Origin of the sequence: Allohoeflea poritis, assembly GCF_027889715.1 — a bacterium.
GTDB lineage: Bacteria > Pseudomonadota > Alphaproteobacteria > Rhizobiales > Rhizobiaceae > Hoeflea_A > Hoeflea_A poritis.
The window spans coordinates 57,703-75,223 of sequence record NZ_JAPJZH010000023.1; the positions used below are offsets into that span (position 1 = coordinate 57,703).

At 59.8% G+C, this 17,521-nt stretch carries 17 protein-coding genes; 4 read left to right on the plus strand and 13 right to left on the minus strand.

The annotated features are described in order from the left end of the window. Positions 1 to 207: 207 nt before the first annotated feature. Positions 208 to 1,398, minus strand: a complete 1,191-nt coding sequence (locus tag OOZ53_RS24170; protein WP_271092346.1) for an adenylate/guanylate cyclase domain-containing protein — start codon at positions 1,396 to 1,398, stop codon at positions 208 to 210. Positions 1,399 to 1,730: 332 nt separating this feature from the next. Between OOZ53_RS24170 and OOZ53_RS24175 the strand changes: the two genes are divergently transcribed. Both OOZ53_RS24175 and OOZ53_RS24180 read left to right on the plus strand, forming a co-directional pair. Beyond that, positions 1,731 to 2,681 (plus strand): DnaJ C-terminal domain-containing protein, encoded by a 951-nt coding sequence (locus OOZ53_RS24175; protein ID WP_271092347.1) that lies wholly within the window; start codon positions 1,731 to 1,733, stop codon positions 2,679 to 2,681. 4 nt (positions 2,682 to 2,685) lie between these two features. Then, positions 2,686 to 3,003 carry a chaperone modulator CbpM gene (locus OOZ53_RS24180; RefSeq protein WP_271092348.1) on the plus strand — a complete coding sequence of 106 codons (318 nt, stop codon included), beginning with the start codon at positions 2,686 to 2,688 and terminating at the stop codon, positions 3,001 to 3,003. Between the two features lie 12 nt (positions 3,004 to 3,015). Here the strand turns inward: OOZ53_RS24180 and OOZ53_RS24185 are convergent, their stop codons facing one another. The 3 genes from OOZ53_RS24185 to OOZ53_RS24195 all read right to left on the minus strand — a co-directional run bounded on the left by OOZ53_RS24185 (position 3,016) and on the right by OOZ53_RS24195 (position 5,917). Continuing rightward, positions 3,016 to 3,993 (minus strand): SDR family NAD(P)-dependent oxidoreductase, encoded by a 978-nt coding sequence (locus OOZ53_RS24185; RefSeq protein WP_271092349.1) that lies wholly within the window; start codon positions 3,991 to 3,993, stop codon positions 3,016 to 3,018. 174 nt (positions 3,994 to 4,167) lie between these two features. Further along, the gene (locus OOZ53_RS24190; RefSeq protein WP_271092350.1) at positions 4,168 to 5,310 is read right to left on the minus strand and encodes a DUF3095 domain-containing protein; all 1,143 of its coding nucleotides are present in this window, start codon (positions 5,308 to 5,310) and stop codon (positions 4,168 to 4,170) included. A gap of 127 nt (positions 5,311 to 5,437) precedes the next feature. Then, a complete protein-coding gene (locus OOZ53_RS24195) occupies positions 5,438 to 5,917 on the minus strand; it encodes a fasciclin domain-containing protein (protein WP_271092351.1) in 480 nt (159 codons plus the stop codon). 26 nt (positions 5,918 to 5,943) lie between these two features. Here OOZ53_RS24195 and OOZ53_RS24200 point away from each other — a divergent pair, with 26 nt between their 5' ends. Beyond that, complete coding sequence (locus OOZ53_RS24200; RefSeq protein WP_271092352.1) at positions 5,944 to 7,065, plus strand: hypothetical protein; 1,122 nt, start codon at positions 5,944 to 5,946, stop codon at positions 7,063 to 7,065. A gap of 76 nt (positions 7,066 to 7,141) precedes the next feature. Here the strand turns inward: OOZ53_RS24200 and OOZ53_RS24205 are convergent, their stop codons facing one another. The 8 genes from OOZ53_RS24205 to OOZ53_RS24240 all read right to left on the minus strand — a co-directional run bounded on the left by OOZ53_RS24205 (position 7,142) and on the right by OOZ53_RS24240 (position 15,773). Beyond that, positions 7,142 to 7,600, minus strand: a complete 459-nt coding sequence (locus tag OOZ53_RS24205) for a YHS domain-containing (seleno)protein (protein ID WP_271092353.1) — start codon at positions 7,598 to 7,600, stop codon at positions 7,142 to 7,144. Positions 7,601 to 7,853: 253 nt separating this feature from the next. Further along, positions 7,854 to 9,368: an FGGY-family carbohydrate kinase gene (locus OOZ53_RS24210; protein WP_271092354.1), complete on the minus strand. Its 1,515-nt coding sequence runs from the start codon at positions 9,366 to 9,368 to the stop codon at positions 7,854 to 7,856. Then, positions 9,361 to 10,290 carry an ABC transporter permease gene (locus tag OOZ53_RS24215; protein ID WP_271092355.1) on the minus strand — a complete coding sequence of 310 codons (930 nt, stop codon included), beginning with the start codon at positions 10,288 to 10,290 and terminating at the stop codon, positions 9,361 to 9,363. Before OOZ53_RS24215 ends, OOZ53_RS24210 begins: the two co-directional genes overlap by 8 nt. Beyond that, positions 10,287 to 11,258, minus strand: a complete 972-nt coding sequence (locus OOZ53_RS24220) for an ABC transporter permease (RefSeq protein ID WP_271092356.1) — start codon at positions 11,256 to 11,258, stop codon at positions 10,287 to 10,289. Before OOZ53_RS24220 ends, OOZ53_RS24215 begins: the two co-directional genes overlap by 4 nt. 2 nt (positions 11,259 to 11,260) lie before the next feature. Continuing rightward, positions 11,261 to 12,700, minus strand: coding sequence for a sugar ABC transporter ATP-binding protein (locus OOZ53_RS24225; protein ID WP_271092366.1), 1,440 nt, complete (start codon positions 12,698 to 12,700; stop codon positions 11,261 to 11,263). 174 nt (positions 12,701 to 12,874) lie between these two features. Then, a complete protein-coding gene (locus tag OOZ53_RS24230; RefSeq protein WP_271092358.1) occupies positions 12,875 to 13,948 on the minus strand; it encodes an ABC transporter substrate-binding protein in 1,074 nt (357 codons plus the stop codon). 180 nt (positions 13,949 to 14,128) lie between these two features. Further along, positions 14,129 to 14,986, minus strand: coding sequence for a MurR/RpiR family transcriptional regulator (locus tag OOZ53_RS24235; protein WP_271092360.1), 858 nt, complete (start codon positions 14,984 to 14,986; stop codon positions 14,129 to 14,131). 55 nt (positions 14,987 to 15,041) lie between these two features. Further along, entirely contained in the window at positions 15,042 to 15,773 is a 732-nt protein-coding gene (locus OOZ53_RS24240; protein WP_271092361.1) for a creatininase family protein, read from the minus strand. Positions 15,774 to 15,976: 203 nt separating this feature from the next. Between OOZ53_RS24240 and OOZ53_RS24245 the strand changes: the two genes are divergently transcribed. After that, entirely contained in the window at positions 15,977 to 16,951 is a 975-nt protein-coding gene (locus tag OOZ53_RS24245) for a phosphotriesterase family protein (protein ID WP_271092362.1), read from the plus strand. A 167-nt stretch (positions 16,952 to 17,118) separates the two neighbouring features. Here OOZ53_RS24245 and OOZ53_RS24250 read toward each other — a convergent pair whose 3' ends face one another. After that, entirely contained in the window at positions 17,119 to 17,472 is a 354-nt protein-coding gene (locus OOZ53_RS24250) for a hypothetical protein (protein WP_271092363.1), read from the minus strand. Between the last annotated feature and the right edge of the window lie 49 nt (positions 17,473 to 17,521).

Genomic DNA, 17,521 nt, shown 5'->3' on the forward strand with positions numbered 1-17,521 from the left:
ACGCCATGCTGCCGGAAACGACGAAGGCGATGGTGCTCGACCGCCCCGGCGCCAAGCTTGTGCCGGCGGCGCTGAAAGCCGTCGCCAAGGGCGGCACCGATCGAGACGGAGATCCACCGCTATAAGCTGGCCGAAGCGAACCGGGCGCTTGCCGAGCTGCGTTCCGGCGCCATCACCGGCGCGGCCGTGTTGCTGCCGTAACAGGTTTCAGCGGCGCCGCAGCAGCAGATAGGCATCCATCAGCCCCTTGCCCTTGATCTCGACGCTGCCGCGCTTCTCGAAGGCGAATTGTCCGTCAAGCGCCCGGTAGACCGCCTCGCTGACCTGGATCGCACCGTCGAGGCCGGTCGATTCCATGCGGCTGGCGACATTGACCGTATCGCCCCACAGGTCATAGGCGAATTTGCTGCGGCCGATGACGCCCGCCACCACCGGACCGGTGTGCAGACCGATGCGCAAGGAGAATGACAGGCCGTCATCCTTGTCGAACCGGCCGATCGACGACTGCATGGCCAGCGCCAGGTCGGCGATCCGGCTCGTATGATCCGCGCCGCCGGCCAGGCCACCGACGACCATATAGGCGTCGCCGATGGTCTTGATCTTCTCCAGCCCGTGATCTTCGGCCAGCCGGTCGAAATGGGTGAAGATCGCATTGAGCGTTGCGACGATCTCCTCCGGCCCCTTGCCGCTGGAATACGCGGTGAACTCGACGATATCGGCGAACAGGATGCTGACATCATCATGTTTTTCCGCAACGGTGCCCTCGTCCGATTTCAGCGATCGCGCGGTCTTCTCCGGCAGGATATTCAGCAACAAGCTGTTGGACCGCTCCCGCTCGCGAATGGTCGAGCGGACGAAAAAGCCGGCAAAGACGAAGACCACCACGGACGCCATGGACAGGTTCAAGAAAAGAAACATCACCTTCGTCTCATCAGGGACCCGTTCGCCGCTTGCGGCAAAGGAGGCGTCAAAAGCCACTGTCACGGCTATGTTGATGACATAGAGAGTGAGCCAGATGACTGACTCTTTCACCGAAAAGTACATCAGCGCGATGACCGGACCGCAGAGCGCCCACAAAATCACCAACCCGGAATCGAAGACGCCGCCGATCCGCCACTGGATGAGCGCCGGTATGTAAATGATGCAGACGATCTGCGAGTAGGCGGCGATCAGATGGTTTCCCGTGACATGCGACAGGAAAAGCGCGGCGCCGACGATCAGCACGAAAACCAGCGGGAAGCCGGAAATGACACCTGCGCCGAAAATCGAAAAATACATCACGGACCAGGCAAAACCGGCGATGCAGCAGCATATCGAGACGAGGAATATGGCGAACTTCTCGGCCCGCAGCTCGGCCGGATCGTCCGGGTCATAGGCGAAAGCTTCGTTCAGTTTCATGCATGTGCGCCTGTTGATCGCAACCGCGCCTGAAGCCGTATGGCTGGAACCGCGTCTGCAGGACCACTGAAAAACTCAGGGCCGACCTGACTGGATATACCAGCAACCCGGCTTCCACATCCATATCTCGAAGAAGCATAGTGTCGCACACCGGGGACAAAGCCCGGCCTGCCCGCGACACTTCCCGCAAACCATTGAAATCGCGTGTCGGATACCCATCTGGACAAAGCGGCGCGAACAATTCAGAGTTGATGACGGCTCCCTTCCGGAGCCTGGAATTTCGTCCCTACCCCGCAGCATGCACGCCGCCATGCCCGCTATGGAACGCACCGATGGATTTCAAGGACTATTACCAGACGCTCGGCCTTGAACGCGACGCCACCCAGGACGACGTCAAACGCGCCTACCGCAAGATCGCCCGCAAATACCATCCCGACGTCAACAAGGAACCCGGCGCGGAGGACAAGTTCAAGGAGGCCGGCGAGGCTTACGAGGTTCTGAAGGATCCCGAAAAGCGCGCCGCCTATGATCAGTTGGGCGCCAACTGGCAGGCCGGGCAGGACTTCCGGGCACCGCCCGACTGGAACGAGGGATTCGAGTTCTCCGGCGGCGGCTACACGGAAGCCGACGAAGCGGCCTTCAGCGATTTTTTCGAGTCCCTGTTCGGCCGCGCGCGCCAGACAGGTGCCGGCGCACGGCACAGCCAGTCGTTCCACGCCCACGGTCAGGACCACCACGCCAGCATCACCATCGACCTGCAGGATGCCTATGAAGGCGCGACGCGGACAATCTCCCTGCGCGCGCCGGAAATGGATGCCGACGGCCATGTCACGGTCAAGGAACGCACCATCCGGGTGAAAATCCCCAAGGGCGTGACGGAAGGCAAGCACATCAGGCTTGCCGGCCAGGGAACGCCGGGGGTCGGCCAGGGCCGCGCCGGCGATCTCTATATGGAAGTTCATTTTCCCGAAGACGGGGCCTATTCCGTCGAAGGGCGCGACGTCTATTTCGACCTGCCCATCACGCCCTGGGAGGCGGCGCTCGGTGGCAAGGTCAAGGCGCCGACCCCGAACGGCAATGTCGAACTGAAGATTCCGCAAAACGCCCGCGCCGGGCAGAAGCTGCGCCTGAAGGGGCGCGGCATACCGGGCAAGCCGGCCGGCGATCTCTATGCGGTGCTGCAGATCGCGGTGCCGCCGGCGAAATCCGATGAGGATCGTGCGCTCTACGAACAGATGGCGCGCCAGTTGAATTTCGATCCGCGCGCAAAGCTGGGAGTGTAGGACGATGGCACAAAAACCCGCAAAGGCGATCTCCGGCGAAGTCATCGAAGCACTCACGCTCGCCGAACTGTGCCGATCCTGCGGCGTGCGCGCCGAATGGGTGGTCGAACTTGTCGAAGAGGGCATTGTCGACCCGCAAGGTCGCGCGCCCGCCACATGGCGGTTCTCAACGGTCAGCATCACCCGGGTCCGCACAGCCTGGCGCCTTCAGCACGATCTCGGGGTCAACAAGGCCGGCATAGCCGTCGCGCTCAATCTGATCGATGAGCGCGAGGAATTGCGGCATATGCTGCGGCGCGTCGCGCGCGCCGCATCCGGTTGATCCGCCGATGTCTTAGACAGCGAGGCGCCCGCCAGTGGCTTCCTCCGAAAGCACCCAGAGCCGTTCCGCCGCTTCCGGATCGATCGCATAGGAGCTCACAAACGACATGCCGTCATTGGACAGGCCGTCAATGGTGTCATCGACCGTGCATATCCGGCAGTCGGCAAGATAGGCGCCGCCGTGACCCTCCAGTTCGGGCGCGGTTGCGGCATAGGTCTGTGTCGCTGCACCGCTTTCGACAGTTTTAAGCCGCATCTCGCCTGACTCGGCCCGCTGGCGGAAACCCTCGATCTCCTCTTCGCTCATGTGGCGCGCGAGATCGGTCGGGATGGCGCCGGGATGGATCGAGAACGCTTCGACGCCGTGGTCCTTGAGGCGCCCATTCAAGCCCACCGCAAAGAGCGCGTTGGCGGTTTTCGATTGGCCATAGGCCTGCCATTTCTCATAGTCCCGGTTCTCGTAATTGACATCCTCGAAGACGACCGGCGAGAAACGGTGGCCGGCAGAGCTGACGGACACCACGCGCGCCGATCCGGATTTGATCAGCGCCGGCGCGATCAGGGTTGTCAGCAGGAAGTGGCCGAGATGGTTGGTGCCGAACTGGCGCTCGAAGCCGTCTTCGGTCTTGCCCTTCGGACAAGCCATGACGCCGGCATTGTTGATGAGGATGTCGAGTGCGCCGTATTTTTCCAGGAAACGCTGCGCAAAAGCGCGAATGCTGTCAAAGGAGGCAAGTTCCAGCTCCTCGACCGCGATATCCTGGTTGCCCGTGGCTGATTTGATGTCCGCGAGCACACTCTGCGCCTTGGCAAGATCGCGGGCGGTGATCACGACCCGCGCCCCTTTCGACGCCAGGGCACGGGCAGTTTCAGCGCCGAGCCCGCTGGACCCACCTGTCACCAGTGCCAGTTTTCCTGTCAGATCGATGCCTTCAAGCACCTCGTCGGCGGTCGTATCGTGTCCAAAAGCGTCGCGAGCATGCGTGTTCATGGGGTAACTCCGGATTTGATGGTGGTCGCTGCAAGGCGTATATAACAAAACGACAAAAATCGTCGTTTTGTCTACTTGGACATGCGAGCACGGATTGTCAACCAGTGGGCAACCGAATTTGCGCGCCAGTGGCAAAACGGATCGGGGAATGTGCGGGAAGGCCGCGCAGGCCGCTTATGAAACCTGAAATTCTTCCGAACGCAGCTGCCGCGCCGCGGATGCATAGCCGCCGCCCGAGCCGTCGATGAAGTGCATGTGATCCCGGTCGAAAGCCGAGGGCACGACACAGGTGATCAGAGCCTCGTCCTGCATCTCAAGGCCATAGCGGATCGTTCCGTCCTTGCGGTTCTTGTCGAGAATGCGCGTCAGGGCATCGACCGCCTCCGGTGGGCAGTCCACCGTCATCATCAGCCCGTCGCTGAATTTGCGGAAGTCGGAATTGGCGGCGATATCGGCACGGTAGCGGTCGGGCAGAAAATCGCGCAGTGGCAACGCAGCCTTGAACAACGCCCAGTAGAACAGCGTCTTGAACAGTGTCGACATGTTCCGCCACACGCGCGGGCCTGCACCCCTTCCGATGCGCGACTGCAGCCCGATCGACCCGGCCGGCCATCGCACATCGGGCCCCGCCTCAGGCACCGGATTGACAGCCCGCGCATTGGCCAGCGCCGCGATGATGCGGGCAATCGCCTTTTCGAACTGTCGCGGCGCGGCGCCGGGCGCCGGTTTGACGATCAGCGACACGATCTTGCCTTGCGTCGGCAGGACCGGACCCCATTGGCACGAAAGGCCCGTAAGGTCCGGATCACCGCTCGCAGTGGAAGCGGCAACCGCAGTCCTGCCGGCCTTCAGTTGTTTTTCGGCCCATTCCAGGCCACCGCCCGTGAACATGGAATAGCGGACATGATCGGAGGCCTGCCAATAGGCCGCGCACACGTCGGCTCCGGCCTTGCGTATGTCGGAAACACCGGTCATGCCGACACGCAGGTCGAGCCCGAGCTCGCGCTTCACCCAGTGCCGGACCTTGTCCAGCGCCTCGGCTGCAGCGCCGGCCTGCTGCGGCGATACGGCAAATTGCGCACCGTCGCCGCCAAAGACGAAGAGCGGCAGGTTTCCGCCGAGCGCATTGGAAACGGCGCTGATGGTCGCCGCGCCCGCAAAATTGACCGTTTTATATTGTCCGGCGGCAATTGCCGCCGTTGAATTCACCACATCGGAGCTTCCGATCTTCCAGTCCGCCGGAAGCGGGACATAGAGCGACCCGTCGGCCACCTGTTCGAATTGCGTCAGAACGGGGTATTGCGGACGTCCAGTCATCGATACGACCCAACCCCCTGTTTCGGATCAGCGGGAAACATCAACGGCCAAACAACGGCGCACGCGGCGCCGTCGTGGTGGGGTCCGAAACCAGTCCGGACCCCATTGTTCATGATGCGCCTGCACGTCAGTTCGGCAGCACCACCTGGTCGATGACATGGATCACACCGTTGGAGGTCTCGATGTCCGCCGTGACCACATTGGCCGCGTCGACTTTCACGCCGTTCATCGCATCGACGGAAATTTCGCTGCCCTGAACGGTTTTCACGTCCATCTTCTTGCCTGCGATATCGCCGGACATGACCTTGCCCGGAATGACGTGGTAGGTCAGCACGGCGATGAGCTGATCCTTGTTTTCCGGCTTCAAGAGATCTTCGACGGTGCCCGCGGGCAGTTTTTCGAAGGCTTCGTCGGTTGGCGCGAAAACGGTAAACGGCCCTTCGCCCTTGAGCGTATCGACAAGGCCGGCAGCCTGAACCGCGGCGACGAGCGTGTTGAAGTTTCCGGCGGAAACGGCGGTGTCGACGATGTCGGCGGCCTTCGCCGCGACGGCGCCGAGTGCAAGCGATGCGACAGCAAATCCAGCAAGGAGGGTACGTCTGAACATGGTGTTGTTCTCCAGTAAAAGTTGGGATGTTTGTTGCCGGCACCCACTCATACGCGCGCCCCGCCACGACGGATCAGCAGATATCGAACCATGCGATCAACTATTTGTTACCTGGATCCGGCCGGGCCTTTCGCAGCGGACAGATGCAACAACAACTGTGTTGTTCTCCAGCACGATTGTGTGCTCAAACTGCGAGCCTGCGATCAATCGTTCCCACGGAACACGTCCACATATGCACGCTGGTGATGAAGCAACACACTCCGGAAAAACAAATCGTACGATTTGCGTTCACGCACAAAACGGCATCGATGTTTGCCTTCAGAATCTTGAAGCAGCTGGCCCGAAACAAGCGCTATTGCCTCTATTCGCGGAACAACAGCCCGCAGAATGCGCATCTGGTCCAGCCGGCATATGAGGGCAAGAGCAACATATTGAAACGCTTGCTCGGAAAAGACCGTATTCTCCTGCTCGGTCCGGAACGGGAATACGAGATGGACGAATGGCTTCGCCAACGTTTCCTTGAAGGAAAGGTCGCCAACATATGTCAGATCCGCCACCCGCTCGACATGATGGTTTCGCAGTATTTTTCGCATGGGTGGATCCATCCCGATACGAACTTCACCGATGAAAAAACACGGATGCGCAGGCGCTTGCAAGCCGGCGAATGCAGCGTTTTCGACTATATGAAGCTGGAAATGAACGACGAGTCCCACTTCACGGGATCATACATCATAAAAAAGTTTGACGGGCTTCTGGAGCAAGGGAAAAGAGCCAATACGACCATACTCAAATATGAAGACATGTATTTCACATATGGGTATTGGGCGGACAGGCTGAATGACGCTCTGCCGAAACCGCTGAGAAACAGGAACCTGCTTGAAAGACTGGCTCCGGATTTCGGCGAGCCCGCAAAACGTCTGGCTTCCAGGTTTTACGATGATCCGCTCGAATATGTTTCCGAATACAGGATCGGGCAGCAAAACCACGTTCGATCCGCAAAGCCGGGTGATCATGTCAACTTTCTGAGCGGGGATCAGATAGACATGCTCATGGAAGTCCTGTGCGAAAACCCCATCATTCGCCAATTCTATGGCAACAAAAGCGAGAAAGCGCCGGCTGGCGGCGACCGCTCGTCACCGGCTGTCTGACACAACCGGCCTCGGCGATGCCGGGTTCACCGTGTCGGGATCGCTCATCGATCGCCGCGCCCCGATAGGAAAACACCTATTTCTTTGTCTTCAGGACCGCTGGCCAGTTGCGATCGCCCTGGGAGATGAAGCCGGGGATGTCCCGGTTCCATTTGCTCTGCACCGAACGATTGTAGTTCAGGTACAGCTTTCCGCCGACGATGCGCCAGACCTTCGGATCGCCGCGAACCGCATATCCCCGCGCAGTGCCCCAGGCGCAATGCCCGCCATATTGCGGCGCGTATTTCCTCGGATTTGCATCGAAGGCGGCCTTGTTCCGGGCATTGGCGAACCGCCAGGCAACACCCTTGTAGTTCGAGACGATGTTCGGATCGCCGGCCACGGGTTTTCCGGAAGCGAAGTAGGAGACCGCGTCAAAGCCCTCAAGCGCCAGCGCACTGCCGCCCCTGGTGAAGATTTCCTGGGACAGGGCCACAGCCGGCTGCAGAGCAAGAAACAGGAAGGCCGCTATTGCGATGTGCAGTTTCCGACGCATTTAATTCCTCCACATCTCCTCGTCCGAACCCGATCTGCCAGCTTGGTGCCGGCTGTGCCTGGCCGTTCCAATCCCATGCATGAAGAGGGCACGAGCGTTTTGTACAAGCCAGCACGTTCCGCGCAGAATAAAGCCCATGATACGTAACGTTGAACAAAACTTGTCGTGAATAAAGTCCTGACGGAAGGAAAGGCCCGCGAAGCAACGGCGTGCATATCACAGTGAAGCGCGGCTGAGTTAAGTCAACGCCCCATCAGTCATTGGGAAATCTGCCGACATGGGCGGAGCGTACCTCGCGATACCGCGCATAGGCGTCACCCAACGCGCTGCGATCGGCAGCAGATGGCTCGAACAAACGGCCGGTCAGACTGTGCTCAGCTGCCGCTTGCACGGATGGATAGTCGCCAACGGCAACCGCACCGAGCCAGGCCGCACCGCGCGCGCCGAACTGACTTCCCTGCGGCACGTGCACGGGTTTGTCGATGAGATCGCAGATCATCTGCACCCATCGATTATTGCCGGCGCCGCCGCCGGTCAGCAGCATTTGGCTGCCCTGAAATGAAAGCGCCTTGAGCAGGTCCGCCATGGCAAAGGCCACACCCTCAATGACCGCCCGGAACATGTGCGCACGGGTGTGCCGCGGCGCTAGTCCCGTAAATTGAGCGCGCGCGCGCGGATCAACGATCGGCGCAATAATGCCGCTGTCCGACAGGAATGGAAGATAGCTCAGGCCGGAAGCGCCAATTGGCGTGTCGTCCAGCATGGCATCAAGACGCGTAAAGCGATCATCACGGTCCGCAAGGTCAGGGGCAAGCGTGGCAAAGGCCCAGTCGAGATTGTGCGTGCCGGCCGCATTGGCCATGGCGCGGTACCACCCCTTACCGGGCAGCGGGAACAAAAGCCCGATACCGGGCGGCTCGAACACCGGCTGATCATGCACCACGCCCACCATGCAGGCCGTTCCGAGCACGGCCAGCGCCGAACCGGGTCGCGCGGCGCCCGCGCCGATCATCGTGCTGGGCACGTCGCCCGCGCCGACAGCGACCGGCAGACCTTCGGGCAAGCCGGTCTGGTCTGCTGCCTCCGCATTCAACAGCCCGGCAACGCTTTCGCTGTCTGCAACCGGCGGCAGAAGGCCGGCGCAGTCCTGCAGACCAAAAAGGGCGATCATGTCATCGGACCTGGTGCGCTGACGCGTCGAGCCGGGAATGACGGCAGCCTCCGTGCGGTCCGTCGCAATTTCCCCTGTCAGGCGAAACCGCAGGTAGTCCTTGAAACTGATCACGTAGTGCGCTTGCCGAAGAACCTCCGGCTCATGGCGCGCCAGCCAGGCCAGCACCGGAAGTGTGCACCCCGTTTGAAGCACGCATCCGGAGGAGGCGAATATGGCGTCATGGAAGCTCGGGTCTTCGGCGCTGAGTTCGTCGATCAGCGATTGAGAACGGCTGTCTTCCCAGGTGATCGCCGCGCGCAGCGGCTGGCCCTCACCATCGAGTACCCAGGCACCGATCATGGCCGAGGACAGACCGAGACTGCGTATCGCGCCGCGCTCGACCCCGGCGTTTTCGAGAACCTCGCGCAGAACGGCGCAACTGGCCTCCCAGGCTTCATGCGGATCAATCTCGCTCCACCCCGGTTGCAGACGGCTGACCGCTGTTCGGCGCTCGGCGACAGCGATTTCGCGACCCTGTGCATCGAACACGGCGGCCTTTGTGACGGATGTGCCCGCATCCAGGCCAAGGTAAAGCGGGGCGCCCGACTCAGCCATTGCGCCGCCCCTGCTGATAGATGATCGCGGCGGCGGCGATCACGAGCCCTTGCATGATAAGCTTGCCCGGTTCACCGACCCCGAAAACCGTGAGCAGGTTTAACACCGTGACAAGCAGCGCGGTGCCCAGCACGGTACCGACCGCGCCCCCTGCCCCGCCGCCGAATACCGCCCCGCCCAGAATGACCGCTGTAATCGAGCTGAGCACATAGTCGGCCCCGAGATTGATGCTGCCGACACCGATCAGACCCGACAGAAGCACGCCGCCGCTGGCAGCGAAAAAACCGCAAAGCGTGTGGGACGCCAGCAAGGTCCTGTCTACCGGAAGCCCGCTGAAAAGCGCCGCAAAGGGGTTGTCGCCCGCTGCATAGATGAAGCGGCCAAGCGCAAGCCGGCGCATGATGATGAACGCGGCGATCGCAAAACCCAGCCAGACCAGGCCGGCGACAGGCACGATGCCGACACGGCCCCTGCCCAGCCATTTCACCAGATCGGAAATGGACGAGCCCGGAGCCCCGCCCGTGTAGAGAAACCCGATACCCGTGATAATCGCAGCCGTACCCAATGTGACGACAACTGCCGAGGCGCGCAGCTTTGTGACCAGGACACCGTTGGCAAAGCCTATGAACGTTCCTGCCGCGAGCGCGACAACGATCGCCACGAAGGGGTGATAACCGCTCCACATGGCATGGGCGAGAATGAGATTGACGAAGGCGATATTGGCGCCGACCGACAGATCAAGCGACCGGTTGGCGACCACGAAAGTCTGCCCCAGGGCGACGATGCCGATGGAAGCAGCCTGACGAAGCAGGATCATGAGAAACGGGAGCGACAGGAATTGCGGCTGGGTGAAAGCCGCAAGCACGCCGACCGCGATCAATCCCCAAAAGGCCGGCGGTAGGTTGCGCAAGGAACGCGTCACAGTCCTGCCTCTTTACGACGGAAGAGGCTGACCGCAGCAATCAGCATCGCCCCTTTGAAAACAAACTGATAGTAGGGCGATATGTTGGCAAGGTTCAGACCGTTGTTGAGCAGGCCGATAATCAGCACGCCGGCGATGGTCCCGATGGGTCCGCCCACGCCGCCGGACAACAGGGTTCCGCCGAGCGCGGCGCCCAAGATGCTGTCCAGACCAAGGGCAATGCCGACATTCGGGTCGCCCGACGCCAGCCGCCCGGTTAGATAGGCGCCGGCAATGGCGGCACACATGGCGGAAATGACGTAGGTTGAGATCCGTATGGAGGGAGCATTGATGCCGTTGATCCACGCTGATTGCGGGTTCTCGCCGGTGGCGTAGAGCCTCACGCCGTACTTCGTGCCATGCACCACCCATATGGACAGCGCTGCTGCGGCAATGATCCAGTAGAACCCTGCGGGAAGACCAAACAGAGTGCCGGATGCTGCGGTAACCAGAACCTGAGGCGCGATGCCGCCGGGTGTCGGCAGAAGGATGAGCGCAACGCCCTGCACGATCGAACTAGTTGCAAGGGTCATGATGATCGGGTGAACACGCAGATAGACACAGCCCACTCCATTGACCAGTCCGACCGTCACCGCCGCGGCAATGGCCAGGGGCAATTTGAAAACATCGGGAAAATCCAGCGTGAGAATGGCCGTGGTAAGCGAGATAACCGCGCCGACGGAGAGATCGAAACCGGCGCCGAGAAGCACAAAGGTCTGCCCAAGCGATACGAGAAAGAGCGGTGCGAGCTGACCTGCAAGATTTGCGATGTTGGTCGTTGAAACAAACCGTTCGCCCAGAAAGAGCGAAAGAAAGAGCAGCATGAGCCCCAGAATCATGAAGGAAAGCAGCGCCCCGCGCTGGCGGAACCAGAAGGCATCCTGCTGCAGACGTTGCGCAATGCTGCGATGTGATTCCTTGCCTATCATGGTCAGGCGGCCTCGGTCTGGCCGCCATCGAGGCTGGTGGGCAAGGCCGCCCGCAAGAGAGAATCTTCCGTCGCTCCCTCGGCAGGCACATCGCTGACAATGCCGCCATCCCGGATGACAAGCAGACGGTCGCACAGGCCGATGAGTTCGGTTAGCTCACGTGACGTGACCAGAATTCCATTGCCCTGCTGGGCGAAGGCCCGCAATTGCCGATAGATTTCGCGCTTTGCGCCGATATCGACGCCGCGCGTCGGCTCTTCGCACAACAGCACATGCGCTCCGGCAAGAAGCCATCGCCCGAGCACGACCTTTTGCTGATTGCCGCCGGAAAGATCGCTCACCGGGGTTCTTGCATCCGGTGCCTTCACCGCAAGCCGGGTCATGATGTCCCGTGTAAGCTCTCCAAGTGAGGGTGTCAGTGCAAACAGGCCGCCACGCGCCACCTGCGCGCTTTGCATGTTGTCCGCGATATCCAGCGAAAGAAACAGCCCGTCATCCTTGCGGCTTTCCGGAACCAGACCGATGCCGGCGGCGATGCGCTTGCGGGCCTCGATATCCGAAATATCCTTGCCTTGAAGGGTCAGGGATCCGCCGCGCCTTTGATCAAAGCCGGCCAAGGCCCGCATCAATTCCTGCTGGCCCTGAGCCTCCAGGCCGGCCACTCCGACAATCTCGCCGGTGCCGACTGTCAAATCCACTGGCCGTTTCATCGCCTGACCCTGGTAGCCTTTGGCCTCCAGGAGCACGGGGCCGATGCTGGCCGCCCGGGCCTCGAAAAGTTCCGCTATGGGACGCCCGACCATACCTTCGATCACTTCATCCTCATTGGTCAGGGCAGTCGGGACGCACCGGACGAATTCGCCGTCTTTCATGATGGTGATGTCATCGCACAGCGTAAAAATCTCGGCCAGCCGGTGGGAGACGTAGAAGATGGTTTTTCCCTCGTCCTTCAGCCTTTCGATCAGGGCAAAGAGAACATCGACTTCATGCGACGCCAGGGCCGCCGTCGGCTCATCGAAGATAAACACGCTCGCGTCGGCAAGTACGCCTTTGGTGATTTCCACCATCTGCTGCTGCCCGACACCGAGCGAACCGACGCGCCGGTCCGGCGCGATGTTGAGCTCCAGTTCCGACAAAGCCTGTTCACTGCGTTGCGCAAGTTCGGCCCTGGTCATTGCATGACCGATATCGCCTTCCCGACCGAGGAAAAGATTCTCGGCCACCGAAAGGTTTGGCAGCAGCGAGAACTCTTGGAAGATGGTCGAAATCCCGGCATGACGCGCGTCGAGCGGATGATGCAGCTTCAGGTCTTCGCCATCCTTGACGATCCGGCCCCTGTCAGGGCGAACCACGCCCGACAGGATCTTCATCAGGGTGGACTTTCCCGCCCCGTTTTCACCAACGACAGCATGGCACATGCCGGGCAGCCCGGTGAGCTGCATATCCTTCAACGCATGAACCTGGCCAAAGCTCTTGCTCAGGCCAGATACTGCGATCCGTGGGCGATCAGCCGTCACCGGATGACACGGTGTGCGTTTGATGTACGCAAGATGAGCCGTTCCTCAGGATAGTCTTCGAATATCGGCTGCCGGCAAGGCAAGACCGCCTTGCTGTCCTTACTGGCCGTACAGCTCTTTGAGTTTATCATCGGGCAGGATTGTGCCAACCCAATAGGAGTCATTGAGGTCCGGGCGATAAAGCTCTTCGAGGTTGTCGGCGGTATATGGCTCGGCGATCACCTGGTATTCTGTGTAGATATCGTCCCCATTGAGAACGCCAACTGCTGCTGCGACACCTTCGGCGACCATCCAGGTCGGGTTCTGCGGAGCGATCGAGTCAAAGCCCTTGTCCTTGTTCTCGACCCAGGCGCCAAAGAAGCCATTGTTCGCCTCGCCCGTCATCGGGACGAGGTCGCGGCCAAGCTCATTGAATACCTCGATGCAGGCCTGGGTCATCGCACCGCCGGACGACCACACACCGTCGATCTGCGGATGCGCCAGTGCAAGGCTCTCGCAAGCCTGACGGGCCTGGTCATACGCCCATTGGGCGTAAACCTCGCCGACGACTTCGATATCGGTACCTTCAAATGCGCCCGCAGCGCCATTCCAGCGATCGGTGTCGACGGAGATGCCGGCGATCCCGCGCAATGAGATGATCTTGCCTTTTCCATCGAGCGCATCGACCAGGAACTCACCGCCATCGCGCCCGAACTTCACCTGGTCGGCCAGGATGCGGACGGTGGCCTTGTCCGTTTCAGCGTCCGCGGCGACGATGATGACGGCAACGCCGGAATCATAGGCACGCTCCAGGACGGGCACGATCGCCACCGGCGACGTGGGATTGATCACGATAGCATCGACACCCTGTGCCAGCATGTCTTCGACATCGGCGACCTGCTTGGCGGGATCGAAATTTGCATTCGTGACAATGTACTTCTCAATTTCCGGGAACTGGTCTGCCCGCCATTCAGCCTCTTCAAGCAGTTGAATGACCCAGCTGTTTCCCGTGAAGACATTGGAGAAGCCGATCGTGTAGCCGCCGTCGCGGCGGCTTTCGTATCGGGACGTATCCACCAGTTTCGCGCCTTCGGCGGGCCCGAGGCCAGGATGCAAAGTGACGTCGCTGGAGGCTGTGCCGGCTGAGGCGAGAAAAACGATGGTGGCGGCAGCAAGAATTCCGGAGCGTTTCATGATGGTCCCTTTCGGCGTCTTGATGTCGGCTGTTTACGCGTTACGGCAGCGCGACTGGCAAAAGTCTCGAAAAGAACACTATCCATCGAACTCGAAATTGTAAAGATTTTCTTTCTTGATATTTTTTTTGATAAACTATTGTATTTTATGGAAAAAAATTTGGGAAATATTTTCTTCCTGTCAGGAAAGCGATTGTCCGGGCTTTAAACCCGCTTTTATCTTTTGCAACAGGTCCTCGCGATCGAGCGCAGCGCTTTGGCCGATATGGAAGGCCAGCAAACCGATCACATAGTGGTAGGCGAAATGCGAAATGGAGGGCGTGTAGATGTCGATTTCCTCAAAAACCGATATCTCCAGATGATGGTGCGCCTCACGCGAAAGCGGCGTGTGGGGCGCAGTCATGCAGATCACCTGCGCGCCCTGCTCGCGCGCCATGCGCGCTGCATCCAGGACCTCCTGCGAACGGCCGGTATGGGAAATGCAGATGGCTACGTCTTCGGGCTGAAGCAGGCTTGAGGATATGCGCGCGAAATGCGGATCGGCATTGTAGGTCGCATCGAAGCCAAGCCGCATCAGACGCATGGCCATTTCGTTCGCGATGAGGCCGGAGATGGCAACGCCGAAAATCACGATGCGCCGCGCCGAACGGATCGCACCGATCACGTCCACCAGCGCTTCCGCGTTCAGGCGTGAGAAAGTCGAGTTCAGCGCAGAGACAACCTGCTGAAGATAAAGGTACTCCAGGCGCCCCTCGGCAAGCTCCGCCTCGTCTAGCGCCTGCACCGATTGATGGTAATAAGGGCTCTGCGCGCTTTTCGCCTGGGCAACGGAGAGCTTGAGCTCCCGAAACCCTTCAACGGCAAGCGCGCGGCTGAAGCGTGTCAGCGACGACGGCGAAACCTCGGCCGCTTCAGCAACCTGGGTAATGGAACTGCGAAGAAAGAAATCCGCGTCCGACAAAATAAGATCGGCAATGCGCTTTTCCGCCTTTTTCAGGCTCGGATAGGTGGTCGCTATGCGGCTGAAGATATCGTTCATGGCAATATACTACTCAACAGGACCGCGGCACGCGTCGGGTCAGGCAGCACGATTTTTATTCTGACGCGCCACAGATTTCGTTGACTGCGTCGCACATGGACTGAACAAAGATTTCCATCATGGCCTCGCCCTTTTCAGCCGTCGCAAGCGTCGCATCGCCGAAAACACCGCTTTGGCTCAGTTCACCCATCGGCCTGCCGCCCATGAAGTAGCCCTTGTCCGCGGGCGGATACTCCCGCACGGCTTTGGACATGTCGACAAGCTCCGGCGCCACGGCGAGCATCAACGATGTTTCAAACTCGCAGGCATGCACAATACCGTTCCAGGTCGGACTTTCGCAATGCTCGCCCATCACCGTGGCGAGATCGGGATAGAAGAGGCGCCACACTTTGACATCCTTGTGGTCCCAGAGACGGCGTGCCGCCTGCTTCATGGTGGATGCGTTGGCTTCGTGCCCATTGATCAAAAACAGGTGCCGCACGCCATGGCGCGCCAGACTTTCCGCAACCTGGACGACAACGTCCTCGAGCGTTCTTGATTCAAGACTGACCGATCCAGGATCATCGCGCCAGACCCATGAATAGCCGAAGGGCATTGCGGGAAGCACGGTCGCACCGGTGATTTCCGCCACCCGCTTCGACAGGGCCTCCGCAAGTATGATGTCCACACCCAGCGGTAAATGCGGGCCGTGTTGCTCCGTCGCCCCCATGGGTAGAATGGCAACCGGACACTGCTTGATGCGCTCTGCAAACGCCGCACGTGACAGGTGCTTGGCTTCAACGGTCATAACGGTGCACCTCGTCGCTCAACGCCGGACTTTGCCTGCACTCAAGCTCTCAACACAAGCTTGACGCTTCTCTGAATCACGGCGACACCGTATCAAAGCATGACCAATATGCAAAGTTTTTCCATAATTGATATTCAGTCTTTTCAATTGGCCGCACTTCAGTTAGCTAAAGTTTGAAAATCTTTTTCATAGGAGTCAGCGACATGACGTTTGTACGAACCGTCAACGGCGACATCAACCCTGGCGACATGGGTGTAACCTACTGCCACGATCACATCTACTGCGTTCCTCAGCTTTGGAAGGAAAAAGGAGATGACGATCTTCTGCTGGATGATGCCGAAGCATCCAGGGCCGAGCTACAGCTCTTCGCCAATGCGGGCGGCAGGACCATTTACGACGCCACCGCCATCGACTATGGCCGGGACGTCGCCACGGTCAGGCGCATCGCCAACGAAATCGGCGTCCAGATCATTGCCACGGCCGGATTCAACAAGTCGCTGATGTGGCCCGGCACCATGAACGACGGCAAACGGACCTTCAATGAATGGATCGGCTCTCTGTCACGCAAGGAACTGGCGGAACACGTAACGCGCGAAGTCACCACCGGCATGGACGGCACCGACATCAGGGGCGGCGTGGTCAAGTTCGGGACCGGCTACAACACTATCTCCGAGCTTGAAGTCAAAACCGTTTACGCCGCGCTCGATGCCCACAAGGAAACCGGCGCACCCATTCACGCCCATACAGAGCTTGGTACCATGCCTTTGGAGCAGCTCGATCTGCTGCATCAGGAGGGTGTCGATCCACGCTACCTGACGATTGCGCATCTCGACCGGAACCCGGATCCGTGGGTGCATCGGAAAGTGGCCGAGACCGGCGCATTCTTCTCCTTCGACGGCATAACCCGCGTAAAATACTATCCCGAGAATGTGCGGACCCGCTGCATTCTCGACCTTGTGCGCGCCGGCCACGAGGATCAGATCATGATCGGCGGCGATATCGCGCGAAAGACCATGTTCGCCAGCTATGGAAAAGGCGGCCTCGGCATGGGCTTCATTCTGGAAAAATGGCGCCCCCGCTTCGTCGAGGAGGCCGGCGAGGCCGGCTTTGACGGCGAAAAACTGCTCGAGAAATTCTTTGTGGCAAACCCTCAAAGAGCATTTGCGTTCTCACAGTAACGACGAATGGGTCGCCGGGGTCGCGTCCGGATAAAACGCGGCCCCGGCCAGCCCATTGAAATTTTTTACCTGGCGGCGGAAGATCGCCACGACCTGTCACCTACAGCAGAAGAACGCGCGATCTCGTGATTGTCGCGCGGGCAGCTGCAACCAGTTGACATCGGAACCTATTGGAACCACCGCCGGAACAGATATCTGAAGCTGAGGATTTGCCGTCGCCGTTTGATGGTCATTGCGCCAGCTTTTTCGCAAAACTTCGTCACATACCGCCACAGAAGACACACATCCGGAATATCGGCAAGCAGCGTATTGAGCGATGCTAAGGCATGGTGCTGGATGTGTCCGGTCATGCCGAGATTACGGACATGCACATGTTCGCCCGGCGCGATATCCAACCTCGCCTGCCCGATGATCTGACCGCACCACATTGCACTTTCTGCGATAGCCCCGGGGCGATTCCTTATCTGATTTTGGCCGCACGTCATCTTGGGGCTTGACGCGATGAAATCATCAACTAACATGTTAGCATTCTAATAGGCAAAGTAAAGACGATGCACAGCCGAACCAGCG